27 protein-coding genes are annotated in these 17,932 nt (G+C 59.7%); 4 read left to right on the top strand and 23 right to left on the bottom strand.

Going from position 1 to position 17,932, the window contains the following annotated elements:
- Nucleotides 1-8 precede the first annotated feature (8 nt).
- Nucleotides 9-308 carry a helix-turn-helix domain-containing protein gene (locus DBQ51_RS10040; RefSeq protein ID WP_054327386.1) on the top strand — a complete coding sequence of 100 codons (300 nt, stop codon included), beginning with the start codon at nucleotides 9-11 and terminating at the stop codon, nucleotides 306-308.
- A gap of 243 nt (nucleotides 309-551) precedes the next feature.
- Here the strand turns inward: DBQ51_RS10040 and DBQ51_RS10035 are convergent, their stop codons facing one another.
- The 6 genes from DBQ51_RS10035 to DBQ51_RS10010 all read right to left on the bottom strand — a co-directional run bounded on the left by DBQ51_RS10035 (nucleotide 552) and on the right by DBQ51_RS10010 (nucleotide 4,073).
- Nucleotides 552-1,139 (bottom strand): hypothetical protein, encoded by a 588-nt coding sequence (locus DBQ51_RS10035; protein ID WP_107631486.1) that lies wholly within the window; start codon nucleotides 1,137-1,139, stop codon nucleotides 552-554.
- Between the two features lie 372 nt (nucleotides 1,140-1,511).
- Nucleotides 1,512-1,949 carry a Panacea domain-containing protein gene (locus DBQ51_RS10030; RefSeq protein WP_159068149.1) on the bottom strand — a complete coding sequence of 146 codons (438 nt, stop codon included), beginning with the start codon at nucleotides 1,947-1,949 and terminating at the stop codon, nucleotides 1,512-1,514.
- 253 nt (nucleotides 1,950-2,202) lie between these two features.
- Nucleotides 2,203-2,991, bottom strand: a complete 789-nt coding sequence (locus DBQ51_RS10025; protein WP_159068148.1) for an N-acetylmuramoyl-L-alanine amidase — start codon at nucleotides 2,989-2,991, stop codon at nucleotides 2,203-2,205.
- Nucleotides 2,992-3,292: 301 nt separating this feature from the next.
- On the bottom strand, nucleotides 3,293-3,616 hold the full coding sequence (locus tag DBQ51_RS10020) for a phage holin family protein (protein WP_107631483.1): 324 nt from the start codon (nucleotides 3,614-3,616) through the stop codon (nucleotides 3,293-3,295).
- Nucleotides 3,594-3,836 carry a hypothetical protein gene (locus tag DBQ51_RS10015; protein ID WP_107631482.1) on the bottom strand — a complete coding sequence of 81 codons (243 nt, stop codon included), beginning with the start codon at nucleotides 3,834-3,836 and terminating at the stop codon, nucleotides 3,594-3,596. Before DBQ51_RS10015 ends, DBQ51_RS10020 begins: the two co-directional genes overlap by 23 nt.
- 42 nt (nucleotides 3,837-3,878) lie before the next feature.
- On the bottom strand, nucleotides 3,879-4,073 hold the full coding sequence (locus tag DBQ51_RS10010; protein ID WP_107631481.1) for a hypothetical protein: 195 nt from the start codon (nucleotides 4,071-4,073) through the stop codon (nucleotides 3,879-3,881).
- Between the two features lie 183 nt (nucleotides 4,074-4,256).
- Here DBQ51_RS10010 and DBQ51_RS10005 point away from each other — a divergent pair, with 183 nt between their 5' ends.
- A complete protein-coding gene (locus tag DBQ51_RS10005; protein ID WP_107631480.1) occupies nucleotides 4,257-4,538 on the top strand; it encodes a hypothetical protein in 282 nt (93 codons plus the stop codon).
- A gap of 391 nt (nucleotides 4,539-4,929) precedes the next feature.
- On the opposite strand, the gene DBQ51_RS10000 is transcribed toward DBQ51_RS10005, so the two are convergent.
- The 12 genes from DBQ51_RS10000 to DBQ51_RS09945 form a co-directional block, all read right to left on the bottom strand.
- A complete protein-coding gene (locus DBQ51_RS10000; protein ID WP_107631479.1) occupies nucleotides 4,930-5,244 on the bottom strand; it encodes a hypothetical protein in 315 nt (104 codons plus the stop codon).
- Nucleotides 5,245-5,387: 143 nt separating this feature from the next.
- The gene (locus tag DBQ51_RS09995) at nucleotides 5,388-5,726 is read right to left on the bottom strand and encodes a hypothetical protein (protein ID WP_159068147.1); all 339 of its coding nucleotides are present in this window, start codon (nucleotides 5,724-5,726) and stop codon (nucleotides 5,388-5,390) included.
- 399 nt (nucleotides 5,727-6,125) lie between these two features.
- Nucleotides 6,126-6,560: a putative ABC transporter permease gene (locus tag DBQ51_RS09990; RefSeq protein WP_107631477.1), complete on the bottom strand. Its 435-nt coding sequence runs from the start codon at nucleotides 6,558-6,560 to the stop codon at nucleotides 6,126-6,128.
- Nucleotides 6,517-7,137: a hypothetical protein gene (locus tag DBQ51_RS09985; RefSeq protein WP_107631476.1), complete on the bottom strand. Its 621-nt coding sequence runs from the start codon at nucleotides 7,135-7,137 to the stop codon at nucleotides 6,517-6,519. The genes DBQ51_RS09990 and DBQ51_RS09985 overlap by 44 nt, the downstream gene beginning before the upstream one ends.
- Before the next feature lie 12 nt (nucleotides 7,138-7,149).
- Nucleotides 7,150-7,452 carry a hypothetical protein gene (locus tag DBQ51_RS09980; protein ID WP_107631475.1) on the bottom strand — a complete coding sequence of 101 codons (303 nt, stop codon included), beginning with the start codon at nucleotides 7,450-7,452 and terminating at the stop codon, nucleotides 7,150-7,152.
- On the bottom strand, nucleotides 7,452-8,369 hold the full coding sequence (locus tag DBQ51_RS09975; protein WP_107631474.1) for a hypothetical protein: 918 nt from the start codon (nucleotides 8,367-8,369) through the stop codon (nucleotides 7,452-7,454). Before DBQ51_RS09975 ends, DBQ51_RS09980 begins: the two co-directional genes overlap by 1 nt.
- Nucleotides 8,366-8,911 carry a putative phage tail protein gene (locus DBQ51_RS09970; RefSeq protein ID WP_107631473.1) on the bottom strand — a complete coding sequence of 182 codons (546 nt, stop codon included), beginning with the start codon at nucleotides 8,909-8,911 and terminating at the stop codon, nucleotides 8,366-8,368. The genes DBQ51_RS09975 and DBQ51_RS09970 overlap by 4 nt, the downstream gene beginning before the upstream one ends.
- Nucleotides 8,904-9,968, bottom strand: coding sequence for a baseplate J/gp47 family protein (locus DBQ51_RS09965; protein WP_107631472.1), 1,065 nt, complete (start codon nucleotides 9,966-9,968; stop codon nucleotides 8,904-8,906). Before DBQ51_RS09965 ends, DBQ51_RS09970 begins: the two co-directional genes overlap by 8 nt.
- Nucleotides 9,952-10,410, bottom strand: coding sequence for a DUF2634 domain-containing protein (locus DBQ51_RS09960; RefSeq protein ID WP_107631471.1), 459 nt, complete (start codon nucleotides 10,408-10,410; stop codon nucleotides 9,952-9,954). The genes DBQ51_RS09965 and DBQ51_RS09960 overlap by 17 nt, the downstream gene beginning before the upstream one ends.
- Before the next feature lie 667 nt (nucleotides 10,411-11,077).
- Nucleotides 11,078-11,329 carry a hypothetical protein gene (locus DBQ51_RS09955; protein ID WP_107631470.1) on the bottom strand — a complete coding sequence of 84 codons (252 nt, stop codon included), beginning with the start codon at nucleotides 11,327-11,329 and terminating at the stop codon, nucleotides 11,078-11,080.
- Between the two features lie 6 nt (nucleotides 11,330-11,335).
- Entirely contained in the window at nucleotides 11,336-12,850 is a 1,515-nt protein-coding gene (locus DBQ51_RS09950; protein ID WP_107631469.1) for a CHAP domain-containing protein, read from the bottom strand.
- Between the two features lie 12 nt (nucleotides 12,851-12,862).
- Nucleotides 12,863-13,240: a hypothetical protein gene (locus DBQ51_RS09945; RefSeq protein WP_107631468.1), complete on the bottom strand. Its 378-nt coding sequence runs from the start codon at nucleotides 13,238-13,240 to the stop codon at nucleotides 12,863-12,865.
- Nucleotides 13,241-13,359: 119 nt separating this feature from the next.
- On the opposite strand from DBQ51_RS09945, the gene DBQ51_RS09940 reads away from it, so the two are divergent.
- Both DBQ51_RS09940 and DBQ51_RS09935 read left to right on the top strand, forming a co-directional pair.
- A complete protein-coding gene (locus DBQ51_RS09940) occupies nucleotides 13,360-13,533 on the top strand; it encodes a type II toxin-antitoxin system HicA family toxin (RefSeq protein WP_107631467.1) in 174 nt (57 codons plus the stop codon).
- A 47-nt stretch (nucleotides 13,534-13,580) separates the two neighbouring features.
- Complete coding sequence (locus DBQ51_RS09935; RefSeq protein WP_107631466.1) at nucleotides 13,581-13,973, top strand: type II toxin-antitoxin system HicB family antitoxin; 393 nt, start codon at nucleotides 13,581-13,583, stop codon at nucleotides 13,971-13,973.
- Between the two features lie 42 nt (nucleotides 13,974-14,015).
- Here DBQ51_RS09935 and DBQ51_RS09930 read toward each other — a convergent pair whose 3' ends face one another.
- The 5 genes from DBQ51_RS09930 to DBQ51_RS09915 form a co-directional block, all read right to left on the bottom strand.
- Nucleotides 14,016-15,779: a phage tail tape measure protein gene (locus DBQ51_RS09930; RefSeq protein ID WP_107631465.1), complete on the bottom strand. Its 1,764-nt coding sequence runs from the start codon at nucleotides 15,777-15,779 to the stop codon at nucleotides 14,016-14,018.
- A complete protein-coding gene (locus DBQ51_RS16595; RefSeq protein WP_159068146.1) occupies nucleotides 15,766-15,903 on the bottom strand; it encodes a hypothetical protein in 138 nt (45 codons plus the stop codon). Before DBQ51_RS16595 ends, DBQ51_RS09930 begins: the two co-directional genes overlap by 14 nt.
- Nucleotides 15,904-15,977: 74 nt before the next feature.
- Nucleotides 15,978-16,382 (bottom strand): hypothetical protein, encoded by a 405-nt coding sequence (locus DBQ51_RS09925; RefSeq protein WP_107631464.1) that lies wholly within the window; start codon nucleotides 16,380-16,382, stop codon nucleotides 15,978-15,980.
- A gap of 9 nt (nucleotides 16,383-16,391) precedes the next feature.
- A complete protein-coding gene (locus tag DBQ51_RS09920) occupies nucleotides 16,392-16,820 on the bottom strand; it encodes a phage tail tube protein (RefSeq protein ID WP_107631463.1) in 429 nt (142 codons plus the stop codon).
- Between the two features lie 13 nt (nucleotides 16,821-16,833).
- On the bottom strand, nucleotides 16,834-17,931 hold the full coding sequence (locus DBQ51_RS09915) for a phage tail sheath C-terminal domain-containing protein (protein WP_107631462.1): 1,098 nt from the start codon (nucleotides 17,929-17,931) through the stop codon (nucleotides 16,834-16,836).
- Nucleotide 17,932: the final 1 nt, after the last annotated feature.

Here is a 17,932-nt window from a genome sequence, read left to right as displayed (position 1 = left end):
TGATGAAAATGATAGCAACAGCCGAACGCATCAAGACGCTGCGTGAAAATTTCGGCCTGTCGCAAGCCGAGCTTGCGGGCCGCCTGGATATCACGCGCTCCAGCGTGAACGCCTGGGAAATGGGCATCAGTGTCCCCAGCACGCAGTATATCGTCGAACTGGCGCAGCTTTTTGGGGTGTCGACCGATTTTATTCTCTGCGTACCGCAAACGCAGACCATCTCCATCGATGGCCTGACGGGCGATGATATCGCCCTGGTCCACCAGCTCGTCACGCACCTCCGGCGCAAAAACCAGCGTCCCGAATGAACGCCGGACGCGGCTCCCCGTCCTCAAAAAACGAAAAAACCGTCACTTTCGTGACGGTTTTTCACTGGTGGGGTTGGCGGGGCTCGAACCCACGACCTCTCGCGTGTGAGTAGTAGCATAGATTATGCCGTTTTACGCAGATATATCTGCACATATACAACATCGCAAAAACTCTCCTTGCAACGATTTTGCAACAGTTGTACATCACCGTATTTCCCCGTGTCCAACTTGAACACTGTTATTTTATTCTGATGCCTTTATATTCTCAGGACACACTCCACTATCATCGCTTGTACCATTATCGGAAACAGCCTCTGACATCGGCACATCCGTTGCTGCTTGCGTGTCATCCCACGATTTCAGCGCAGGAATTCCATATTGGACAAAAACAACCGACAACAGCAGGGCCAATGTACAAACATTGAAATAGAACACATAGGGCAATCTTTTCCGAACCCTGTTCAATGCACCACACTTTGGCTTACCATGATCACAGGTGCAATCAAGGCTTTCACATCGTGCGTAAATTGGCTTCTCGATAATTTTTGATATAATGTACAGCAACAAAAAGATTGTGTTGAAAATGATGAAGCCGCAGATGCAACATGCGATAACAAACTTGTATATGCGTGTTTCGCTGATGCTGCTCATTGCACCACCCAAGAAGGTCATGCCACCCATAAACGCCAGTATAACTGCTGAAAAAACACTTAAAATGGCCAGCATATCTGTTTGCGCCTTACTTACCTTTTTACGGGCTTTCTCTGCGTCTACCTTAGCGCGCTTTAACTTGGTCTGCGCAGCGCCAATCCTGGCATACAACTCCTGCAATCGACTTTCTTGAGTCCGCTGCTCATTTAGTCATCTCAAGATTGATATGATCACACAGCTTATAGATTGGTCGATATATCTTGGTGTGCTCACCTTGGCCGTTATTGATATATTTGTTCTCAATATATGCGCTTATCGTATTCAAATTTACAGTAAGAAACTCCGAAACTCCTTGTTCTGCATCTGATGAAGCCATGATTTCTTGTAACAGCGGGTGAAACACAGAATAGCGATGCCGAAAACCACCCTCGTATATTGCCGCGAATCGCCTCGTGATTTCTTCACAGCTTTACTCATCTATCGCTTTATTTGACAATTCTCGAATAAGATCCTTTAATTGGTTTTCTCGCTCTCTTGTTTGTTCAGATAGCATTACTGGCACTCCATCTGCTCAATTAAGCTGAAAGGAATTTCCTGTTTGACGCCTTCCTGTTCGACATATACTTTATACCACGGTTTTCCTTGTTCATGCGTCATGTTGACCAGTCGGCTGACCGAACAGTTCAGATATCCGGCGAGCGATGCATCCAAAATCGCCTTGTCCTCCGCCCTAATTTCTATTTCATCATCTTCATACCGCCTATCGATATCCATGCCGCCATAAGCGCAGTAATCATAATATACTTCAGGAACTACCGGACCAAACTGCCACGCATAGATCTTATCATCAAATAAATTCTTGCCTGTGCGCTTGCGATACTCGATCCAAACAAAGTAAAGCAATTTTTGAAGTTTTAGGTTGCTTACCGGTCTTTTCTCAATAGAGCACTTGTTGATGATATATTGAGCAACTTGCTTCGCAGAATACATGCGCTCACCTCCTTTCACCCCTATTTTATCATGAATCCTATAATTTTCAATAACTCTCTGTAAAATTCTATGCATTTTATAAAAGAATCTTTCCCCCATCAATTAAAGCTCAAACAGCAGTTTCCTCTTTAGATAATGCCTATCTATCACTCATACTAATATCTATTTCCATTATTGACTTAAAATGATCAAGTTGGTAAAAATAAGCCCCGACCTCCCGGCCGGGGCTTTCCTGTGTCCAAGATGAACACCGTTATTTATTCGCCGCACGATACGCAACGATCGCCGCCTGCAGCGCCTCATGGCGCATGTTGATGTCGTCCGGATTATCCGCCGTGCCGCCGTTGATCGCGCCGCTGTCCAGCATCTCCCGTACCTTCTGCTTCCAGTAGTCCGGCACGTCGCTAATCGTCTTGTACAGCGGGTTTATCTTGTCGTACATCGCCTCAAATTCTGCTTGTGTCACGGTATCGTCCTCCTCATCCTGTACCGTTTTGCCGAAGCCCTCGGCCACGCCGTCTGCAATGGCCTTTGCGATAGCGTCAAATTTTGCTCCATACAGTTCCATGTCGTCCTTATCGTCGATAAAACACGTCTCGACGAGCGCATGGCTCACGCCGCGCTTAAACACATGCTTAAGCACGGCAAGCCCACTTGAGCGCTTGATGCCGCGATTGGTAAATCCCAGCGCACAGACGCGCCGCAGGATCGCCTGCTCCACGCCCACGCCCTGCTCGTTTGTATGCACGAAGATCTCCGTACCCGTCGTGCGGCCGTTGCCTTTCGGGTCGTTTGCCGCGCTGTTCAGGTGGAACTCCAGCACATAGGAGATGCCGGAAAGCGGCAGGCTGCCGCCCTGCGTCACTACCTTGTAAGCGTCCCTGCTCTGGTCGTACAGTGCGACCTCAAAGCCGTAACTCCGCAGCAGTGGCGCAACCGCGTTCGCCATGCGCCGTGTCTCCACCGCCTCCGTATAGCCGCAGCCAACCGCGCCGCTGTCATATGGCGTGCCGCCGTGTCCGGCAATCAAAAGGATTTTCAAAAAAATCACCTCAGTTTCAATCTACAATAAAAAGCCCCGCCTTGACACAGGAGGGGCTTGTGGTATAATATCTATACAAAGAGGCGCTGCCGGCAGACGGTTTAGCCCTTAAAGCAAATGGTGAAATGACCGCTTACTTTTGGAAGGGTAGGGCGGTCATTTTGCGTATATGGTCAGTATGTAAAGCAAACATGCCGTGCATACAGTGAAACGAAACAGTTTCCACCACACAAGCTATCACCCCCTTTCGCAAGGGAGTGGCTATAACCGCCCGCCGCTGGGAACGACAGCGCCCGACATATTATACCATCGTGCGCCGCCCTTTGTCTATATTTGCCGCCATCGGGCGGCTTTTTTTATTTCTGCAAAGGCGCTTATAGGTTTTCGCCCGATCACTGTCGGTCACGCCGCTGGTGGTCGGGTCGTTGAGCGCGCTCCAGACATTGCACGCGACCAGGAACAGGCAGTAGGGATTGCTCACCGTGCCTTTGATGATCTCCCACACGCCCGCCCAGGTCGTCATATCGGCGGCGGTCAGGCCCGCATAGGCCAGCGCCGTCGCAAACGCGCCGAGGATGATCTGCACCCAAAACACGGGGTTCTTAATTCTTACTTTCAGGTTCATAGACAAAACTCCCTTTCATGTCGCGGATATCATGCTCCGCCTCCAGCATGCGCCCCTCCAGTTTATAGGTGCGCTCGACGATTTTGTTGTGTTCGGCCACCTTTTTCTCCAGCTGCTCGATACGATAGCCCGTCAGGTTGGAGGATATCAGGATACCGCCGAACGTACCCGCCAGCGTCCCGATCAGGCTCATGCCCGCCACGATTACCTCTATTGGCATAGATGGTGGGGCGGTTCTACCCGCCCCGTCACCTCCTCCCTGTTATTTTGCGGCCTCGGCCTCCAGCAGTTCGTTCACCGGATAGCCCTTATGCTCGTAATACGCCTTGCGCGCCTTGAAGTCGCGCGCGAGGCCGTGACGGTTGTCATATACGTCGAGGATGTTCCCGATGCCGTGTACCTTGCCCTCCGCTGCGATGGCCTGAATCTCCGCGTCGTTTTTAATGTAGATGTTCATAACAGTATCCTTTCCGGCCTTACGGCCTGTCCGTGGTTGATTTATGTCCTCACCCTATGGGTGTGCAGCGTCTTATCTTGACGCGCTCCGGTCAAATGCCCATAGGCACCGCCCCCTTTCCATAAGTTGCATGTTGTCGTGTCCCTTTCTGCGGCGTTATAATAAGGCAGAGAGGTGATCGCCATGTTTTATGATGATCCGGCCAGCGGCAACGCCACGATCAACCCCGCGCTGATCTCGCGCAGGGCGCGCAACTTTACCGGCGTGATCGTCGAGACGTGCACCGTTGGCGGGGCGGTCGAGCCGTACCGCATCACCATGCACGGGAAAACCTATACTGTTACCAAATACCTCGGCTGCCGGTATGATCCCAACCTGTGCGCCACCGAACACGGCATATTCATCGGCAAGCACCGGACTCTGATCTGGCACGCGGATGGCCGCTGGTTTGTCCAGCCGCGTTAAACCGTCCCTATGGGGCGGTTTTGTTTTGCCTACGCTTCCAGCGTGCCGAGCTGGACAGCGCTGAGGTACGCGCTCATCGCAGACGCCGTTGGTATACCCAGATAAGATGCGGTATACATCATCAGGGCTTGCCCGTATTGAGGCGACGTTACCCCCGATCGACAGCGTATTGCTCCCGACCTCAACGGGATTTACGAGCTGTACAATCCCATTTTTGTCCTCCACCCGAATCATCTCCCCTGCCTCCGGGGAAATTGTGATCGATTTCCCGCGCAGCTGGGAGCCGGTATAGCTCACCCGCGCCTGAAACCGCATCCATCCTCCCGTCCCTGCGGTAACCCCTGCCTGTTGCATGATACACCTCATCCCCGCACCGCCTTTCGGCGGCCGATTATACGGTCAGCACCACTCGCCCGCGTTCGGCCGAATTGTTGGCATTTTGCGTTGCAATGATCTTTCCGCTCTGAACGCTTATTGCGACATAGGTGGATGTTGAGAACAGTTTGGATACGGTCTGCGTACCAGCGTGGTAGGCGTACACTGAAATATACGTCCCTGTCCGGTACGAATAATAAGTAGAGATCAGCGTATCGTTTTTGGGTGCGCCGCACACCTCCCAGGTTTCCTGATCGGCAAAGCTCTCCTTTACATATTCCACGATCTGCGGCGCAGCGGCCGCCGTCTGTCCGTGCATGATGCACCTCATTTCCGGCACCGCCTTTCGGTGCCAATGTCGGGATATGTGTATCTAAATCGCTGTTTAGATACCCCCCCCCCGCATTTTTTGAGCTTTTTCAGAACTTTTTGAAGCATTTTAACTCCTTTCCAGCAGCATATCGGCATTTTCCGCTAACTGTTGCGCGTTTTCATCAGCAGCACCCGCACTGTGTTCCCATGCATAAAGCCATAGGGCGCGGCCACTGTGATATACTGCGCGCTTTCTGATATAGTCAGCGTTGCGGAGCCAGGCATCTCGTCACCAGCGTAAACCGTGTTTTCAAACGTGCCGGACATTTTGCCGCCGTAATTGTACAGCGGTACATGCCCGTACAGCCTCAGCTCCCCCTCTATCGTAAATTGATTCGGGATGCGCAGCGGCTCGGTGTAGTTAGCGGTCGAGATCTCCTTTGTGTATGTGTAGCACTGCATCTCCTCAACGCCAGCCTGCCCCGCCATGATACACCTCATACGGCCACCGCCTTCCGGCGGCCTGCTATCCAAAGGCGACATAGCAGAGATTTGAGCTTGGATAAAGGCTGCCGCTCAACCGGATCCCATTCGATACGATTTCCAGCATATCGTCCCAATGATTTTGACCTTGTACTGTAACAGAAAACCCTGTCAGCGCGCATCCAAAGGCTACATGTTTGTCTGTTATCAGAAGCACAGCTTTTGGTGTGAACCCCATGTTTATTGTATAAGAAGTACTGTAATTCGGAATTTCCACGGTCGCTGTTTTGAAGTATTGTATTGGCGAAACCGCTTGCGCGGTCTCCCGCGTCATGTTGCATCTCATACGCGGCACCGCCCCTCTGTGCCGTTTTGGGAAAATCCGCACTTAAACCGTGCTTTAAGCACCCCCCACGATTATTTTTCGCTGTTTTCACAACTTTTTCCTCCTTTTAGAAGCCAATGCAGCAGGTTTTCCACCTTTACGGCAACAAAGCTCAGCCCGAACCACGCCGCCGAAAACTGCGGGCATACCTGCCCCCAAAGGTTGCAGGGCATGTCCGAGTAGTCCCACACGCCCCAGCCGAGCCAGCGGTTGACCACCAGCCCCACGAGCAGCTCCAGCCCTGTCACGATCGCCGCGCCCTGCAGCATCTGCAGCGGCAGCGGCGGGTGCTCCTGCACCTCGTCCAGCAGGCCGATCAGCACAAAGCACACGCCGCCCAGCACGCCCATCGTCCAATGGGTGCGCCCTCGCCAGAGCAGCTCTATGCCCATGTACGCCAGCCCGCCGAGCACGGCCATGCCGCTATGCAGCGCCAGCGACCGTGCTGTAATCGATCTGCACCGCATTGATCTCCTCCTCACTCTCCGCCGCCCAGATCGCGGCCTTGACCGTTTCCTGATACCGCCGGTACGGGTAAACATACGCGGCAATCGCCAGCGAGAGCGCCGTGTACTCCTCCGCCGTGAATACCCTGCACGCCTGCTTCTGCGCATGCCACTCCAGCACCGCCTCCTGCCGCGCCTGCACCGCAAGCTGGTACTGCATCAGGTTGAGCGCCAGCTCATCCTGATCCTCCTGCGTCACGCCGTAGGTCTGGCCGTCCGTCCAGGCGAGCGGATGCGCAGCCAGCCAGTCCGCGAGCGCCTGCTTGTTTGCCTCCTGCCGCGCCTCGCGCAGCGTGTCCAGCCCTGGCGCGGGCGGCGGCTCCGGCGCCGGGCTGTTGGATAGCGTCAGCGTACCCCCGTCCGTCTCGCACCGCAGCCAGTCCGCCACCGTGTAGCGGCACAGCTCCGCGCCGTCGTCCGCCTCTATCACCAGTACCCCGCCCGGCTCTATGGCCTCCCGCGCCGTGATCACGCACCCGTCCGCCGTCGGCCGGAACGTGACGCCCTCATAGGTCTTATCGTTTGTAAGCAGCTTCATTGATGCACCTCCCTATTTGAAGCCATACATCGGGGATTGATCGCCGTATTGCCATGTCAGCGTTTTGGTGTTCTGGTTATAGTGGTTCTTATTAAACTGACTCGATGAAATAATACTGCCGTTGTTATAATCCACATCAATATAGAATCCATAGTCAGGGAAAAGCACCTGATACCGGTTACTGCTCGCCGCTGCCGCAACCATGCGGTAGTCCCCCACATACAGGCTTCCTCCACTGGGGACTTCGACCTTTTTTATAGAGGATACCTTGAACGACGGCTCTTTCACGCCGCCCCCGCCCGCTATTGTCCGCATCAGTCCACCCCTCCCTCGAATATCAGCGTCAGGTTGACCGCGGGCTTCTCGTTGCCCCAGCAGGTAGCCACAAGCTGCCCGTCCGCGGTATCGACATAGGCGATCAGGGCATACGCCTCCTGCTCCAGTTTGCGCGCGGACGCATCCGTGGAGTACTGCGGGCCGATGTTGGCGTATTTCATGGCCGCTTTCGCCACGCTGCAGCTCACCGTCTGCGTGTATACGCTGCCGGACAGCGTCCAGCCGGCCGTGGGGAACGACACCGTCGTCCGCACCGGCTTTGCCACCTCTAAATTAGTCCGCGCGCCCTGCGCCGCTGACGCGCCCGTGCCGCCCTTTGCCAGCGGCAGGATACCGGCCGCCTTGTCGCCGGACAAATCGACCGTCATATCCGGCAGCTGCTCCTCCGGCACCTTGCCGTCCGGCCCAAGCCCCGCCACGCCGTCCGGCTGGCCGACCGCGCCCCAGCCGATCACACCCGCAGGGTCCAGCTCCACCGTCACTTTGGCCGCGTTGCCAAAACTAAAAACATACGTCCAGTCCACCGAAAAGCCCGGGCTTTCCGCTGCGGCTGGGATGGGGTCGCCCGCCTCGTCCTGCACCAGCGCATACAGCACCTCGTCCCCGCTGTCCTCGGCGCGCGCGTAAAAGCCAAGCTGGCGCATGGTGTAGCCCGCCGAAAGGCCGGTGTTGACCAGTACCGCCCGCACCCGTACCTTTGCGCCCTCCAGCACCTGCGCGGGCTGCAGGGAGAGCGCCTGCCGCTCGTCCGTGACTGCGGTCTGCTCCTCCAGCGTTCCGGCGGCCAGCCCCGCGCCGCTTGCCGCGCGCGTGAATACCAGCCCCTTGCCCGTGCCGACGAGCGCCGCCTGCAGGGCGTGTCCCGCGGCCGTGACCGCCGCATTTGTCCAACTCATAGCATCACCTCGTGTTCTCCGTAATGTTTGGCCCGCGTCCCTGCGGCCGCGCTGTACGTCCGGCTCCCGCCCTGGCGCAGCAGCGCCGCGGTGATCTCATACCGCAGGTGTGCGGGGATGACCTCGCGCAGCGCGCGCCGCACACTCTCCATGTTGCCTGGCATGCCTGCCGTGGAGCGGAACAGGATCGTAACGCACGATACCCCGTCATAGGTCACCTCGGCCGCGATGCCGTTCCAGCTCCCGCAGATGGTGCGGATCAGCTCAATGTCGCACTTGCCGGACAGGCTGCGCCATTTCGCGGCCAGCGCCGCGCGCCGGTCCTCGATGGACGCGCCCTTTTCGGGCGTCAGCCCCGCCTCGCGCTCCTCAACAGGCAGCAGCCAGGTCATGCTGTCCAGAAACATCTGGTCCGCGGTCTCGGCAGCGTCCGCGCGCTGGGCGCTGTCCACGCCCGCCACCGCGCCCAGCAGGCCGGTCACCCACGGGTCGCGCCGGTATGCGGACGGCAGGCTGCGCAGCATGTCGTCATATTCAGGCATAGGTAATTGCCACCTCCCCGAGTACGGCGCACTCCCGCTCCCCTATGGCAACGTTGGCCGTGCCGCCGTTTACCGCAAGGTTTTCAAAATCCAGTACGCCCTCCGCGCTCAGGATCGCCGCCGCGATCTGGCCGTAGCTGACAAAATCCTGCTCAAACGCGATCTCGGCCAGATAGTCCGCAATCGCCGCCTTGACCGCTGCGGTCACTGCCCCGTCCTCGTCTCCGGTGTTCAGTTTGGACACCGTGCAGGAGACGGCACCGGCCTTTCCCGTCGCCGCGCTGACATAGCACCGCGCCCCGATCGGAGCCTGCCCGTAGCCCTCGCCCGTGCTGTCCGGATCGATGTAGTCCTGCACCGACTTTACCAGCTCCTCAGCCGCGGGCTGGCCCGTGCTGTCCACCAGCACCACGTCCACCGTGTTGTCCCCGTGGCCCAGCGGGAACACCTTCACACGGCCCACGCCCGCGACCTCCAGCGCCCAGCTCTGGTACTGGTAGATGTTGCCCGACGTGGGCGGCGTGCGCACCTTGAGCAGATGCCGCTCGTAATAGGCCGCGTCGTCCTCCTCGTCGTAGCCACCGGTCATGGGTGCGGGGTTGTCGCAGGCCGATATGCCCGCGATCGTCACCGGCATCTGCGTCACGCTGTGCGCGGGCAGGTTGCCCGCCGCCCCGTCCTGACGGCAGGTCACGGGTACATCGCCCTCGCCGGTGATCTGGACGGCCTGCGTGGCGTAAAACTGCACGCCGCCCCCGCTCTCAAACAGGTCGCCCTCGCTCACGGTCCCCGTGCCGGTCACATGCACCACGCCGTGCGCGAACGTCGCCTGACGGCGCTCCAGGCCGGTGCGCGGGAAGATATAGCGGTCCAGCTCGTCCCCCGTCAGGTTTTCAGGGTCGAGCTTGGCTTTCGCCGCCTCAAGCTCGGCGTCCGTCCCCTCCATGCGCAGCGCGGCGGCCGCCAGCAGGTCGTAGGTGGGGAAGCCGATGGTTTTCTGATAGCTGTCCGGCATTGCCGCCAGCAACTCCTGCAGGATATCACTCGCCGCCGACATAGGCGCTCACCTCCACTGTTTCCTCCGTGTGCAGGCGCGCGGTGAACGCCACCTGCAGGCCGCGCCGCAGCCGCGTAAACGCGAAGCTGTCCACCGTGCGCACCGCCGGGCAGAACGCCGCCGTCTCGCGGACGTTCCGCTCGATTTCGGCCTGCACCCAGCCCTCCGGCATGCGGCGGTCGAGCAGCGTGCGGTCCACGCCCGGCAGGGTCGAGCTGTCCGTACGGTAAACCGGTACAGCGCCCGGCGTCTGCCGCAGCATCAGCTCAAACCACTGTTTGACCGCCTCCACGCCCGTCCGCTCTTTCAGCGCCCCGTCCACCAGCTGAAACGCCCCGCTCCGGCCATCCTCCTCCCACTGGAACGCGGGCGCGCGGCCGATGCCGGCCGCCGCCTGCGCGGGGATGTCGGTCGGGATCACCGGAAAGATGGTCTGCGTCATTGATACACCTCCCTGCAAAACAAAAGCGCCCCGTCCTTGCCGTGCTTGACAAAGACGGGGCGCGCGCGTTATAATACAGATACAAAGGGACGCTGTTACAACGATCAGGCCCTTATGCAATCAAAGTTAAACCTCTGACCGCTTGGGTACCAGCCGAGCGGTCAGAACGCTTTTATGGATAAAATACGCAGCAGCACGCTTGCGCATATCAGAAGCCGAAAGGCTTTTCTCCACATTCGCCTCACCTCCCTCCGCCCGAGACGAACGGGGGAAAATGAGCCTGACCGCCATATGTAACAGCGTCCACCTGTATTATAGCACACGCCGTCGTTCTTTGTCTACGCCTGCCGTCCCTTGTGGGCGGCTTGACAAAGACGGGGCGCGCGCGTTATAATACAGATACAAAGGGACGCTGTTACAGCGGTCAGCCCCTACTTACACTCAACACAAGTTGACCGTTTCGGGTGCCACCGAGCGGTCAACGCGCTTTTATAAGCAAAATATGTAGCAACAGGATTGCCCATATCACAATTCTTACGAATCGTCTCATAAAGCATCACCCCCTTCATGGGGAGTGGGCTGACCGCCATATGTAACAGCGTCCGCCTGTATTATAGCACACGCCGTCGTTCCTTGTCCATCCTCGCCGCCCCTCGGGGCGGCTTTTTCATATTTTGTCGATCACCAGCAGCAAGCCGCCGGACAGGACCGCCGCGGCCTTGTCGCCGCTGTGCCACTCCCGCGCGGCGGCGGTCGCCGTCATGGTCAGGCCGTTTTCCGCAGTAAAGAGGGCGTTCCCCTCCATCACGGAAAAGGTCGGCGGCGAAACCGCCGCGCATACCGCCTCATGCCACGCGGGCGGCGGCTGATACCGGCCGAGCCGCCGGAGCCGCTGCGCCATTTCATAATCATATGCCATGCCTGTTTACCCCCACGGCGTGCAAAAGCCGCTGATCTCGCTGTAATACCGCGTCACATTTGCCACGCTGTCCGAATAGTTGCCTTCCACGGTCTGCACGCCCGCGCGGGACGCGCTGCGCACGATGCCGATGTGCCGGTCGCCCTGTATCATCAGGTCGCCCGCCTTGGGGATGTAGCCGCTCGCCACCGTGCGGTACATCCCGCGCGACTGGAAATAGCTCGACATGTCCCCGACATAGCTGTATCCGGTCGGGATGGGCGCGCCCGCCTGCGCCGCGCACCAGCAGACAAAGATCACGCACCAGGCAACGCCGTCCATACCGGCCCACTGGCCGTATTTGTTCCGGTTGCCCGCGCCCTCGCGGTAGCCGACTTCTCCCTGCGCGGCCGACACAAAGGCTGCGGCCGAGCCGTCCCCACCGCCTACCGTCACACCGTCCGCGCCGCCCGCGCTGCCAATATCGTCCGGCAGGCCGTATACGCTCACCGTGTCCGTTGTACCCGCCGCGCGCGGCTCGTCCAGCGCCTCGAGTTCCAGCTCCATCGTGTGTCCCGCGCCGCCGTAGTGGTGGGTGACGCGCGTCACCCTGTTCCGGCCGGACACGCCGAACGCGGGGCTGTTGAAATCCAGCACCACGCCGCTCGTCACCTCGTCGCAGCCCCATATCTCGCTGATGGTGCGCGTGCGCCCCACGCGGTCGAGCCGCGCGAGCAGGTTGCCTGCTATCTGCCGGAGCCGCGCGTCGCCCGGGTCGCTTGTCACGGTCTCCACATGCTGCAAAAAGCCGAACCGCTCCACGCTCGCGCCGTTCGACGCCTGCGCACCAATGTACGCCCTGCCGTCCTGCTCGGCGGCGATCACCACCGCGTTGCGCAGCTCCGCGATGCTGTCCTCGCCCGAAACCTGCCCCAGCGCCCAGGTGATGTCAAACGCCGCGAGATTGTCCGCGGGCTTGTGGTACGCCTTGACCGCCGCCGTGGGCAGCTCCCGCACGGTCAGCCCCTCGTCCGACACAAAATACTGGTACTGCCTGCCGGTCTCGGCCGCGCACGCCTCCAGTATCTCGCTGATGATGTCCGCGGGCGTGTCGCCCGTCCAGACCTGTGTGACTTTGGCAGGCAGGCTGCACACCTCGGCCACGCCCACGCCCGCCTTGGCGCAGGCGCGCCGGATCGCCTCGTCCGCCGCTATGCCGGACGCCTGCAGGATGATCGTACTCTTATTGAGGTACCAGCCGCGGTCGTAAGCGGTCGCGCTGCCGTCCAGCCCGACGCGCTCCACCTGTCCGGCAAACACGGTCCTGTCGTGGTTGACCAGGCGCAGCTTGTCGCCCGGCGTCACGAGGTTTTTCTCCACATAGCCGTCCCACGGCGCGGTGATCACGTCAAAGGACAGCTCCACGCTGAGCGCGTTCAGCTCGTCCACGGCCTGCAGGTTGCCCGCAAAGGCGGTGATGTCGCGCGCCCGCCCGCCGCGGTAGCGGATCAGACGATGCTCGTCTGCATATTCCTGTGCCATGCCGTCCCTCCCTTACACGACAAACCGGTACTCGGTGCAGCGGATGCTGTACGCAATGTCCCCATTGCGCCGCACGCTGAGGTCGAGCGCATCGACCGTGACAGGCGTATTCAGGCGGCACGCGCCGCCGCTGTCCAGCACGATCATGCGGAACGGGATTTTACGCTCGCGCCCCCGCTGGAAGAACGCCACATAGTCCCAGCCGTTGTCGCTCGCCTCCGGCGGCATGAACGGGTAACGGCGGCCCACGGGGAAAATGCTCTCCCATGTATACGGCCGCAGCCCCAGCGTGCCGATCCGGCGGTAGTCGCGGCTCAGGCCCTCATAGGTTTCGTTGTGCTGCTCCGGCTCGGGCAGCGGAAAGTCCGGCGGCACATGCGGCAGCACCATGACCTCCTCGTTGTTGTTGAATGATAGGATAACCTTATAAATATTTACCGCCTTCTTTCAAAAATCCCTTGACTTATACACACTAAATGTGTATAATAGAATCATAAGGAGGACACCTTATGAAAAGACGGGATTTGATAAAACTACTGGAACGTAACGGCTGGTGGCTGAAACGGGACGGCGGCAACCACGACATTTACACAAACGGCACCGATAACGAGCCGGTTTCCCGACAACGCGAAATCAAAGAAGCCGTTGCAAAAGCGATCATCAGGCGGCGGGGGCTGAAATAAAGCCCCGCCGCATATGCCGGAAGCAATACTGAAAGGAGAATTTTCACATGAAAAAGGTCTATCCTGTGATCTTCACGCCTTGCGAAGAGGGCGGCTATATGGTCACCGTGCCGGACTTCCCGCTCAATACGCAGGGGGAGGACATGGCCGAAGCCATCTTCATGGCGCGCGACGCAATTGGACTGATGGGCATTACCCTGCAGGACGACGGACAGCCGCTCCCTGAACCGTCCGCATTGTCCGCAGTGGAATGCGCCCCGGGCGAGATCGCCTCGCTGGTCGATGTAGACTTCGACGCCTACCGCCGCGCGCACGATAACCGCACGGTGCGCCGCAACGTCACCTTGCCCGCCTGGCTGGACGAAAAGGCGCGCCAGTCCGATCTGAACGTCAGCGCCGTCCTGCAGGCCGCGCTCAAACGCGAGCTGCAGGTCGAATAATCCTGCAAGCCCCTGCCGCCCCTCCCCGGGGCGGCTTTTGCTTTATACGTTATCCCACGCGCGGATGATATTCCGCACAATGGTTTCTCCCAGCTCGTCCGCATACTGGCGGTTGCCGATCACGTTGCCCGCCACGGTGACGTTTACCGTCACCTGCGGCCCGCCCGCCCTGCGCACGGATACGTCGTGCGGGATGATCTGCGTGCCGTTCGGCAGGCTGATGATCTCGCCGCCGCGTTCGTTGACCCGCGTCAGGCCGCCGCGCCAGTAGCTCGTGCCGAGCGCGTTGCCGCGCGGCTGGATGCGTGTCGCGCCGTCCAACCAATTCAGGAAGGAGGAGCCGATGCCTTTCGCGCCCTTATATAGCTGCCCCAGCAGCGGCACGCTCTCGATCTTATCGTCCAACCAGGAGAAAAACGAGCCGACCGCGTCCTTTGCGCTGTCAAACGCGCCGACAATGGCGTCACGGATGCCGCCAAACGCCTTTTTCACCGTGTCCCACAGCCTACCAGCCCATTTTGTAAGCGTGTCCCAATTCTTGTACAGCAGAACACCGACCGCGATCAAACCCTCAACTAACGTGATCACAAACCCGATGGGATTAGCTTTGAATGCCGCATTCAATCCGCGCTGCGCTGCCGTGGCCGTACCGGTTGCGGCAGCTTGCGCCGTAGTCGCGGTAGTCATTCCCGCGATCGTGCCAATAAAGCCGCCGATCGTTGAAATGCCGTTTTTCAGACTTGAATTGAACTGCCCAACCTTGACCAGCACAAACGCGCCCGCAAGCAGTTTCAGCCCGCCGATCAGCAGATCGCCGTTCTCCTTGCACCACGCAATCGCATCGCCTGCGCGTTCTATTGCACCTGCGAACCGCTGGTCAAACTGTGCCGCCAGCCCGTCCATGTCCAGTCCCGCGACCCAGCCGGAAAAGGCGGCTGCTTTCTCGGTCAGCCATTCCAGCGCCGAGCCTGCGCGGATGCTGCCGTCCGCCTGCGCGCCGAGCATTTCCCACAGCTTGTTTTTAGCCGTCGCGGAGGCGTCGCCCAGCTTTGCGGTTATCTCGCTCAGCGTCGCCTGATTGCGCCGCGCGTCCACGACCTGCCGGTTGTTCTGGTAGAACGCCTCCGCCGCGCCCTCGTAGGTGCGCGCCAGCGTGTCCATAATCAGTTTGTTGCGCCCCGCTTCCGAGCCGCAGGTGGAGAGACGCTCGTTAAAATCGTCCTCCAGGATGCCCGCCCAGTTGAGCGCGTCGGCCAGCGTGCCGGTCACCTGCCCGACCTTGGCGGTCTCGTTGGCCGCCTCGATCAGCCCCTCGATCGGCAGGCTGTCGCCAAATGTGCCGGAAACGCCCGCTGCGATCCGCGTCCAGGTGCCGACGTCCCGCTCGTTCTGCGCGAGCTTGGCGAGCAGCTGGCTCGCCTCGGCCGCGGTGTCCGTGTCGCCCAGGATCGCGTAAAAATTGCGGTAGCTTTTGCGCGCCGCGTCGGCCGAGAAGCCCGCCGCGTCAAAGGCGGTGTTCAGTTTGCCCTGCGCCACGCGGTATTCCTCGGTCGCGCCGTCCAACGCCACAAAGGCGGCGGCAAGGCCGCCCACCGCCGCGCCCGCCGCAAGCGCGGACTTTTTCGCAAACTCCTGCATCGCGGAAACCGCCTTGTTCTTGAACGCAATCACTTTCCGCGTGGACTGGATCATGCTGTCATCGATTTTCGCGCCGCTCTTTTTCGCGTTCTGCGCGGCCTTGAGCAGCCCGCCGGACATGTTGTCGCGCAGGTTGAGGACGGTGTTGATGACCTTATTTTTCGCCATGCGCGCCCTCCTTTTTCTCCTCCGCGGGGAATGCCGTTGCGATGCCCCATGCGGTCACCAGCCGCGTTTCCTCGTAATAGCGCGCCCGCCCGACCCGCAGCACCGCCCGATCGGCCAGGCTCATGCGCCGAACCTCCTCGGGCGTGATGCCGCGCGGCGCGTAAAACGCCGCAAGGTCAAGCAGCGGGTCGCGCTCGATCAGTTTTTTGCGGCGGCCTCCAGTTGCTCGGCGCGGCTTTGCTCCTCGCCGCTGTCCGGCAGCAGGCCGATCCACCGCGCCAGCGCCGCGCCCAGCTTGTCGATCTCCCTGATATCCATCAGGCGGCGCACCGTGTCGTAAGGGTCGGTCACGCCGAGCGCCTCGTGCAGCGCTGGGTCCTGCAGATCGCGGCAGCAGTCATAAATCAGGGAAACGCTCACCGCAACCGAATCACGCGCGCCGCTGGCCTCGTTGATCGCCTCGACATAGTCCAGCTGGTCGGCCTGCGCGGGCTTGTGGAACAGCATGTCCACGCCGCCTACCGAAAACGCCTTGACCTCCAGCCGGTCCTTTTCTTTCTGCTCGGCCCGCGCCGCGAGCTGCTCCAGCAGTTTCTTGTCCATATGTCCTCCTTACAATGTCTCCAAAACTTCAAAGTTGCCGAACTTGAACGGCACCTCCTGCTCGGTCTTGGCCTTTTTCTCGAACTTGGCGAGCATAAACTCATCCACCGTGATATCGCTGTACGCCACGCGCTCGACCTTGTTCGTGCCTTTCTGTGTTTGCGCCGTGATAACCGTGATCTCCGGCATGATGCCCGTGCGGAACGCCTCGGCCATCTGCACCAGCACGTCGCTGTCGATCTTGAGCCACACGAGCGTCCCCTCGCCCGAGTAGCCGTTATAGATGCGGTAGGTCGCGGGGTCGCCGCATACGTTTATGTCCTCAAAATCGCCGGTGACCTTTGCCTCCACGCTCTGCAGGGTGGTCAGCTTTTTGCCGTTCCACCAGGCCGTGCCGCCGTTTCCGTGCATCACACGGTTGGGGTTAAAATCAGGCATGTCTTACACCTCCTCAAAACAGGTTGATCGGGAAAATCAGGTCGGTCATGCTACCGAGGATTTTCACGTCGCCCGCCAGATACACCGTGCGCTTGAACGGCGTTGCCTTGACGGTATCGTCGTCCCAGTCCGCTGCCTCGGCCTTGCCGCTCGCCACCCACGCGGCGCGCTGCGCTTCCACGTCGATACCGGCGGCGTTGGCGTGGTCGGGGTCGAGGATATTCTCGGCCGCGAGCTGCCGGAAATACGAGCTGTTGAGCGCCGCGATGAACAGCATCTGGCTATCCCGCGTGTTGCGGTAGCTGCCGAGGTAGGTGCCGCGGAAAGTCGAGGTAATATCGTCCCGCATCAGGTCCATCGCCTCAACGGTCTCGATAAACTGCATGTCCTCGGTTTTGGTTTTGCCGTCCAGCGTCGTCAGGCTGTTGATGCCCTGGCCGATGCGCACCGCGCCCTCCTCGTCGTTAAACAGGATAAACTTGCCCGCGCCGACCGCCGCGTCGTTGTCCGCAACCTCCTCCACCGCCGCAAGGTTGGAGCAGTGGTAGCCCGTGCAGCCGCGCTCGACGTTGCACACAGCCATGATCGCCAGCAGGCTCGGCAGGTATGCCTCGCCGTCCTGCTCGCCACGCGCGTCCGCAAAGGTGACGCTCTCGTTGACAAAATGGACGACGTGCATATCGTCCGGCAGGGGCGTCACGTTGTGTACGATGCACTTGTAGCTCCGGCTCCTGGCGGCCTGCGCCTTGACCCAGCTCGCCAGCGCCGCGCCGTCCTCAGCAGACTGGCCCGCTACCGCAAGCCATCCCGTCTTGACCGTGCGGCCGATCTCGGCCAGCGTGTCCGCCAGCGTGCCGGTGGTGTCCAAACGGAACACATGGCTCTGGTACGGCGCGAACGCCAGCATGTCGCCGATCGCCGCGTAGTTGTCCTCCGTGTACAGCGCCTCGTCCGCCTGCAGCGCAGACAGGTCTGCGTACTGTTTATGGGTAAAGGTCTTGTTGGTATCGTCTCGGACGATCAGCACCGCCACGCCGCGCGCGCTGCGCGCGATCAGGCTCGTTGCCTGCTGCCGGAACGTGACCTCGATTTTCGGCATGGTAATTGCCATA

Source organism: Agathobaculum massiliense, assembly GCF_900291975.1.
Classification (GTDB): domain Bacteria; phylum Bacillota; class Clostridia; order Oscillospirales; family Butyricicoccaceae; genus Agathobaculum; species Agathobaculum ammoniilyticum.
This window is presented reverse-complemented; position numbering and strand designations above follow the sequence as displayed.

Bases quoted from the DNA above. Each gene is read 5' to 3' on its own strand.
- DBQ51_RS09925 (WP_107631464.1), bottom strand. From the start codon at position 16,382: ATGGACAAGAAACTGCTGGAGCAGCTCGCGGCGCGGGCCGAGCAGAAA.
- DBQ51_RS09950 (WP_107631469.1), bottom strand. From the start codon at position 12,850: ATGGCACAGGAATATGCAGACGAGCATCGTCTGATCCGCTACCGCGGC.
- DBQ51_RS09920 (WP_107631463.1), bottom strand. From the start codon at position 16,820: ATGCCTGATTTTAACCCCAACCGTGTGATGCACGGAAACGGCGGCACG.
- DBQ51_RS10005 (WP_107631480.1), top strand. From the start codon at position 4,257: ATGTTTTATGATGATCCGGCCAGCGGCAACGCCACGATCAACCCCGCG.
- DBQ51_RS09940 (WP_107631467.1), top strand. From the start codon at position 13,360: ATGAAAAGACGGGATTTGATAAAACTACTGGAACGTAACGGCTGGTGG.
- DBQ51_RS16595 (WP_159068146.1), bottom strand. From the start codon at position 15,903: ATGAGCCTGGCCGATCGGGCGGTGCTGCGGGTCGGGCGGGCGCGCTAT.
- DBQ51_RS09980 (WP_107631475.1), bottom strand. From the start codon at position 7,452: ATGCGGACAATAGCGGGCGGGGGCGGCGTGAAAGAGCCGTCGTTCAAG.
- DBQ51_RS09985 (WP_107631476.1), bottom strand. From the start codon at position 7,137: ATGAAGCTGCTTACAAACGATAAGACCTATGAGGGCGTCACGTTCCGG.
- DBQ51_RS09945 (WP_107631468.1), bottom strand. From the start codon at position 13,240: ATGGTGCTGCCGCATGTGCCGCCGGACTTTCCGCTGCCCGAGCCGGAG.
- DBQ51_RS09975 (WP_107631474.1), bottom strand. From the start codon at position 8,369: ATGAGTTGGACAAATGCGGCGGTCACGGCCGCGGGACACGCCCTGCAG.
- DBQ51_RS10015 (WP_107631482.1), bottom strand. From the start codon at position 3,836: ATGCCAATAGAGGTAATCGTGGCGGGCATGAGCCTGATCGGGACGCTG.
- DBQ51_RS09935 (WP_107631466.1), top strand. From the start codon at position 13,581: ATGAAAAAGGTCTATCCTGTGATCTTCACGCCTTGCGAAGAGGGCGGC.
- DBQ51_RS09960 (WP_107631471.1), bottom strand. From the start codon at position 10,410: ATGACGCAGACCATCTTTCCGGTGATCCCGACCGACATCCCCGCGCAG.
- DBQ51_RS10010 (WP_107631481.1), bottom strand. From the start codon at position 4,073: ATGAACATCTACATTAAAAACGACGCGGAGATTCAGGCCATCGCAGCG.
- DBQ51_RS10030 (WP_159068149.1), bottom strand. From the start codon at position 1,949: ATGTATTCTGCGAAGCAAGTTGCTCAATATATCATCAACAAGTGCTCT.
- DBQ51_RS09965 (WP_107631472.1), bottom strand. From the start codon at position 9,968: ATGTCGGCGGCGAGTGATATCCTGCAGGAGTTGCTGGCGGCAATGCCG.
- DBQ51_RS09995 (WP_159068147.1), bottom strand. From the start codon at position 5,726: ATGAGGTGTATCATGGCGGGGCAGGCTGGCGTTGAGGAGATGCAGTGC.
- DBQ51_RS09915 (WP_107631462.1), bottom strand. From the start codon at position 17,931: ATGGCAATTACCATGCCGAAAATCGAGGTCACGTTCCGGCAGCAGGCA.
- DBQ51_RS10020 (WP_107631483.1), bottom strand. From the start codon at position 3,616: ATGAACCTGAAAGTAAGAATTAAGAACCCCGTGTTTTGGGTGCAGATC.
- DBQ51_RS09970 (WP_107631473.1), bottom strand. From the start codon at position 8,911: ATGCCTGAATATGACGACATGCTGCGCAGCCTGCCGTCCGCATACCGG.
- DBQ51_RS09955 (WP_107631470.1), bottom strand. From the start codon at position 11,329: ATGGCATATGATTATGAAATGGCGCAGCGGCTCCGGCGGCTCGGCCGG.
- DBQ51_RS10040 (WP_054327386.1), top strand. From the start codon at position 9: ATGATAGCAACAGCCGAACGCATCAAGACGCTGCGTGAAAATTTCGGC.
- DBQ51_RS10000 (WP_107631479.1), bottom strand. From the start codon at position 5,244: ATGAGGTGCATCATGCACGGACAGACGGCGGCCGCTGCGCCGCAGATC.
- DBQ51_RS09930 (WP_107631465.1), bottom strand. From the start codon at position 15,779: ATGGCGAAAAATAAGGTCATCAACACCGTCCTCAACCTGCGCGACAAC.
- DBQ51_RS09990 (WP_107631477.1), bottom strand. From the start codon at position 6,560: ATGCGGTGCAGATCGATTACAGCACGGTCGCTGGCGCTGCATAGCGGC.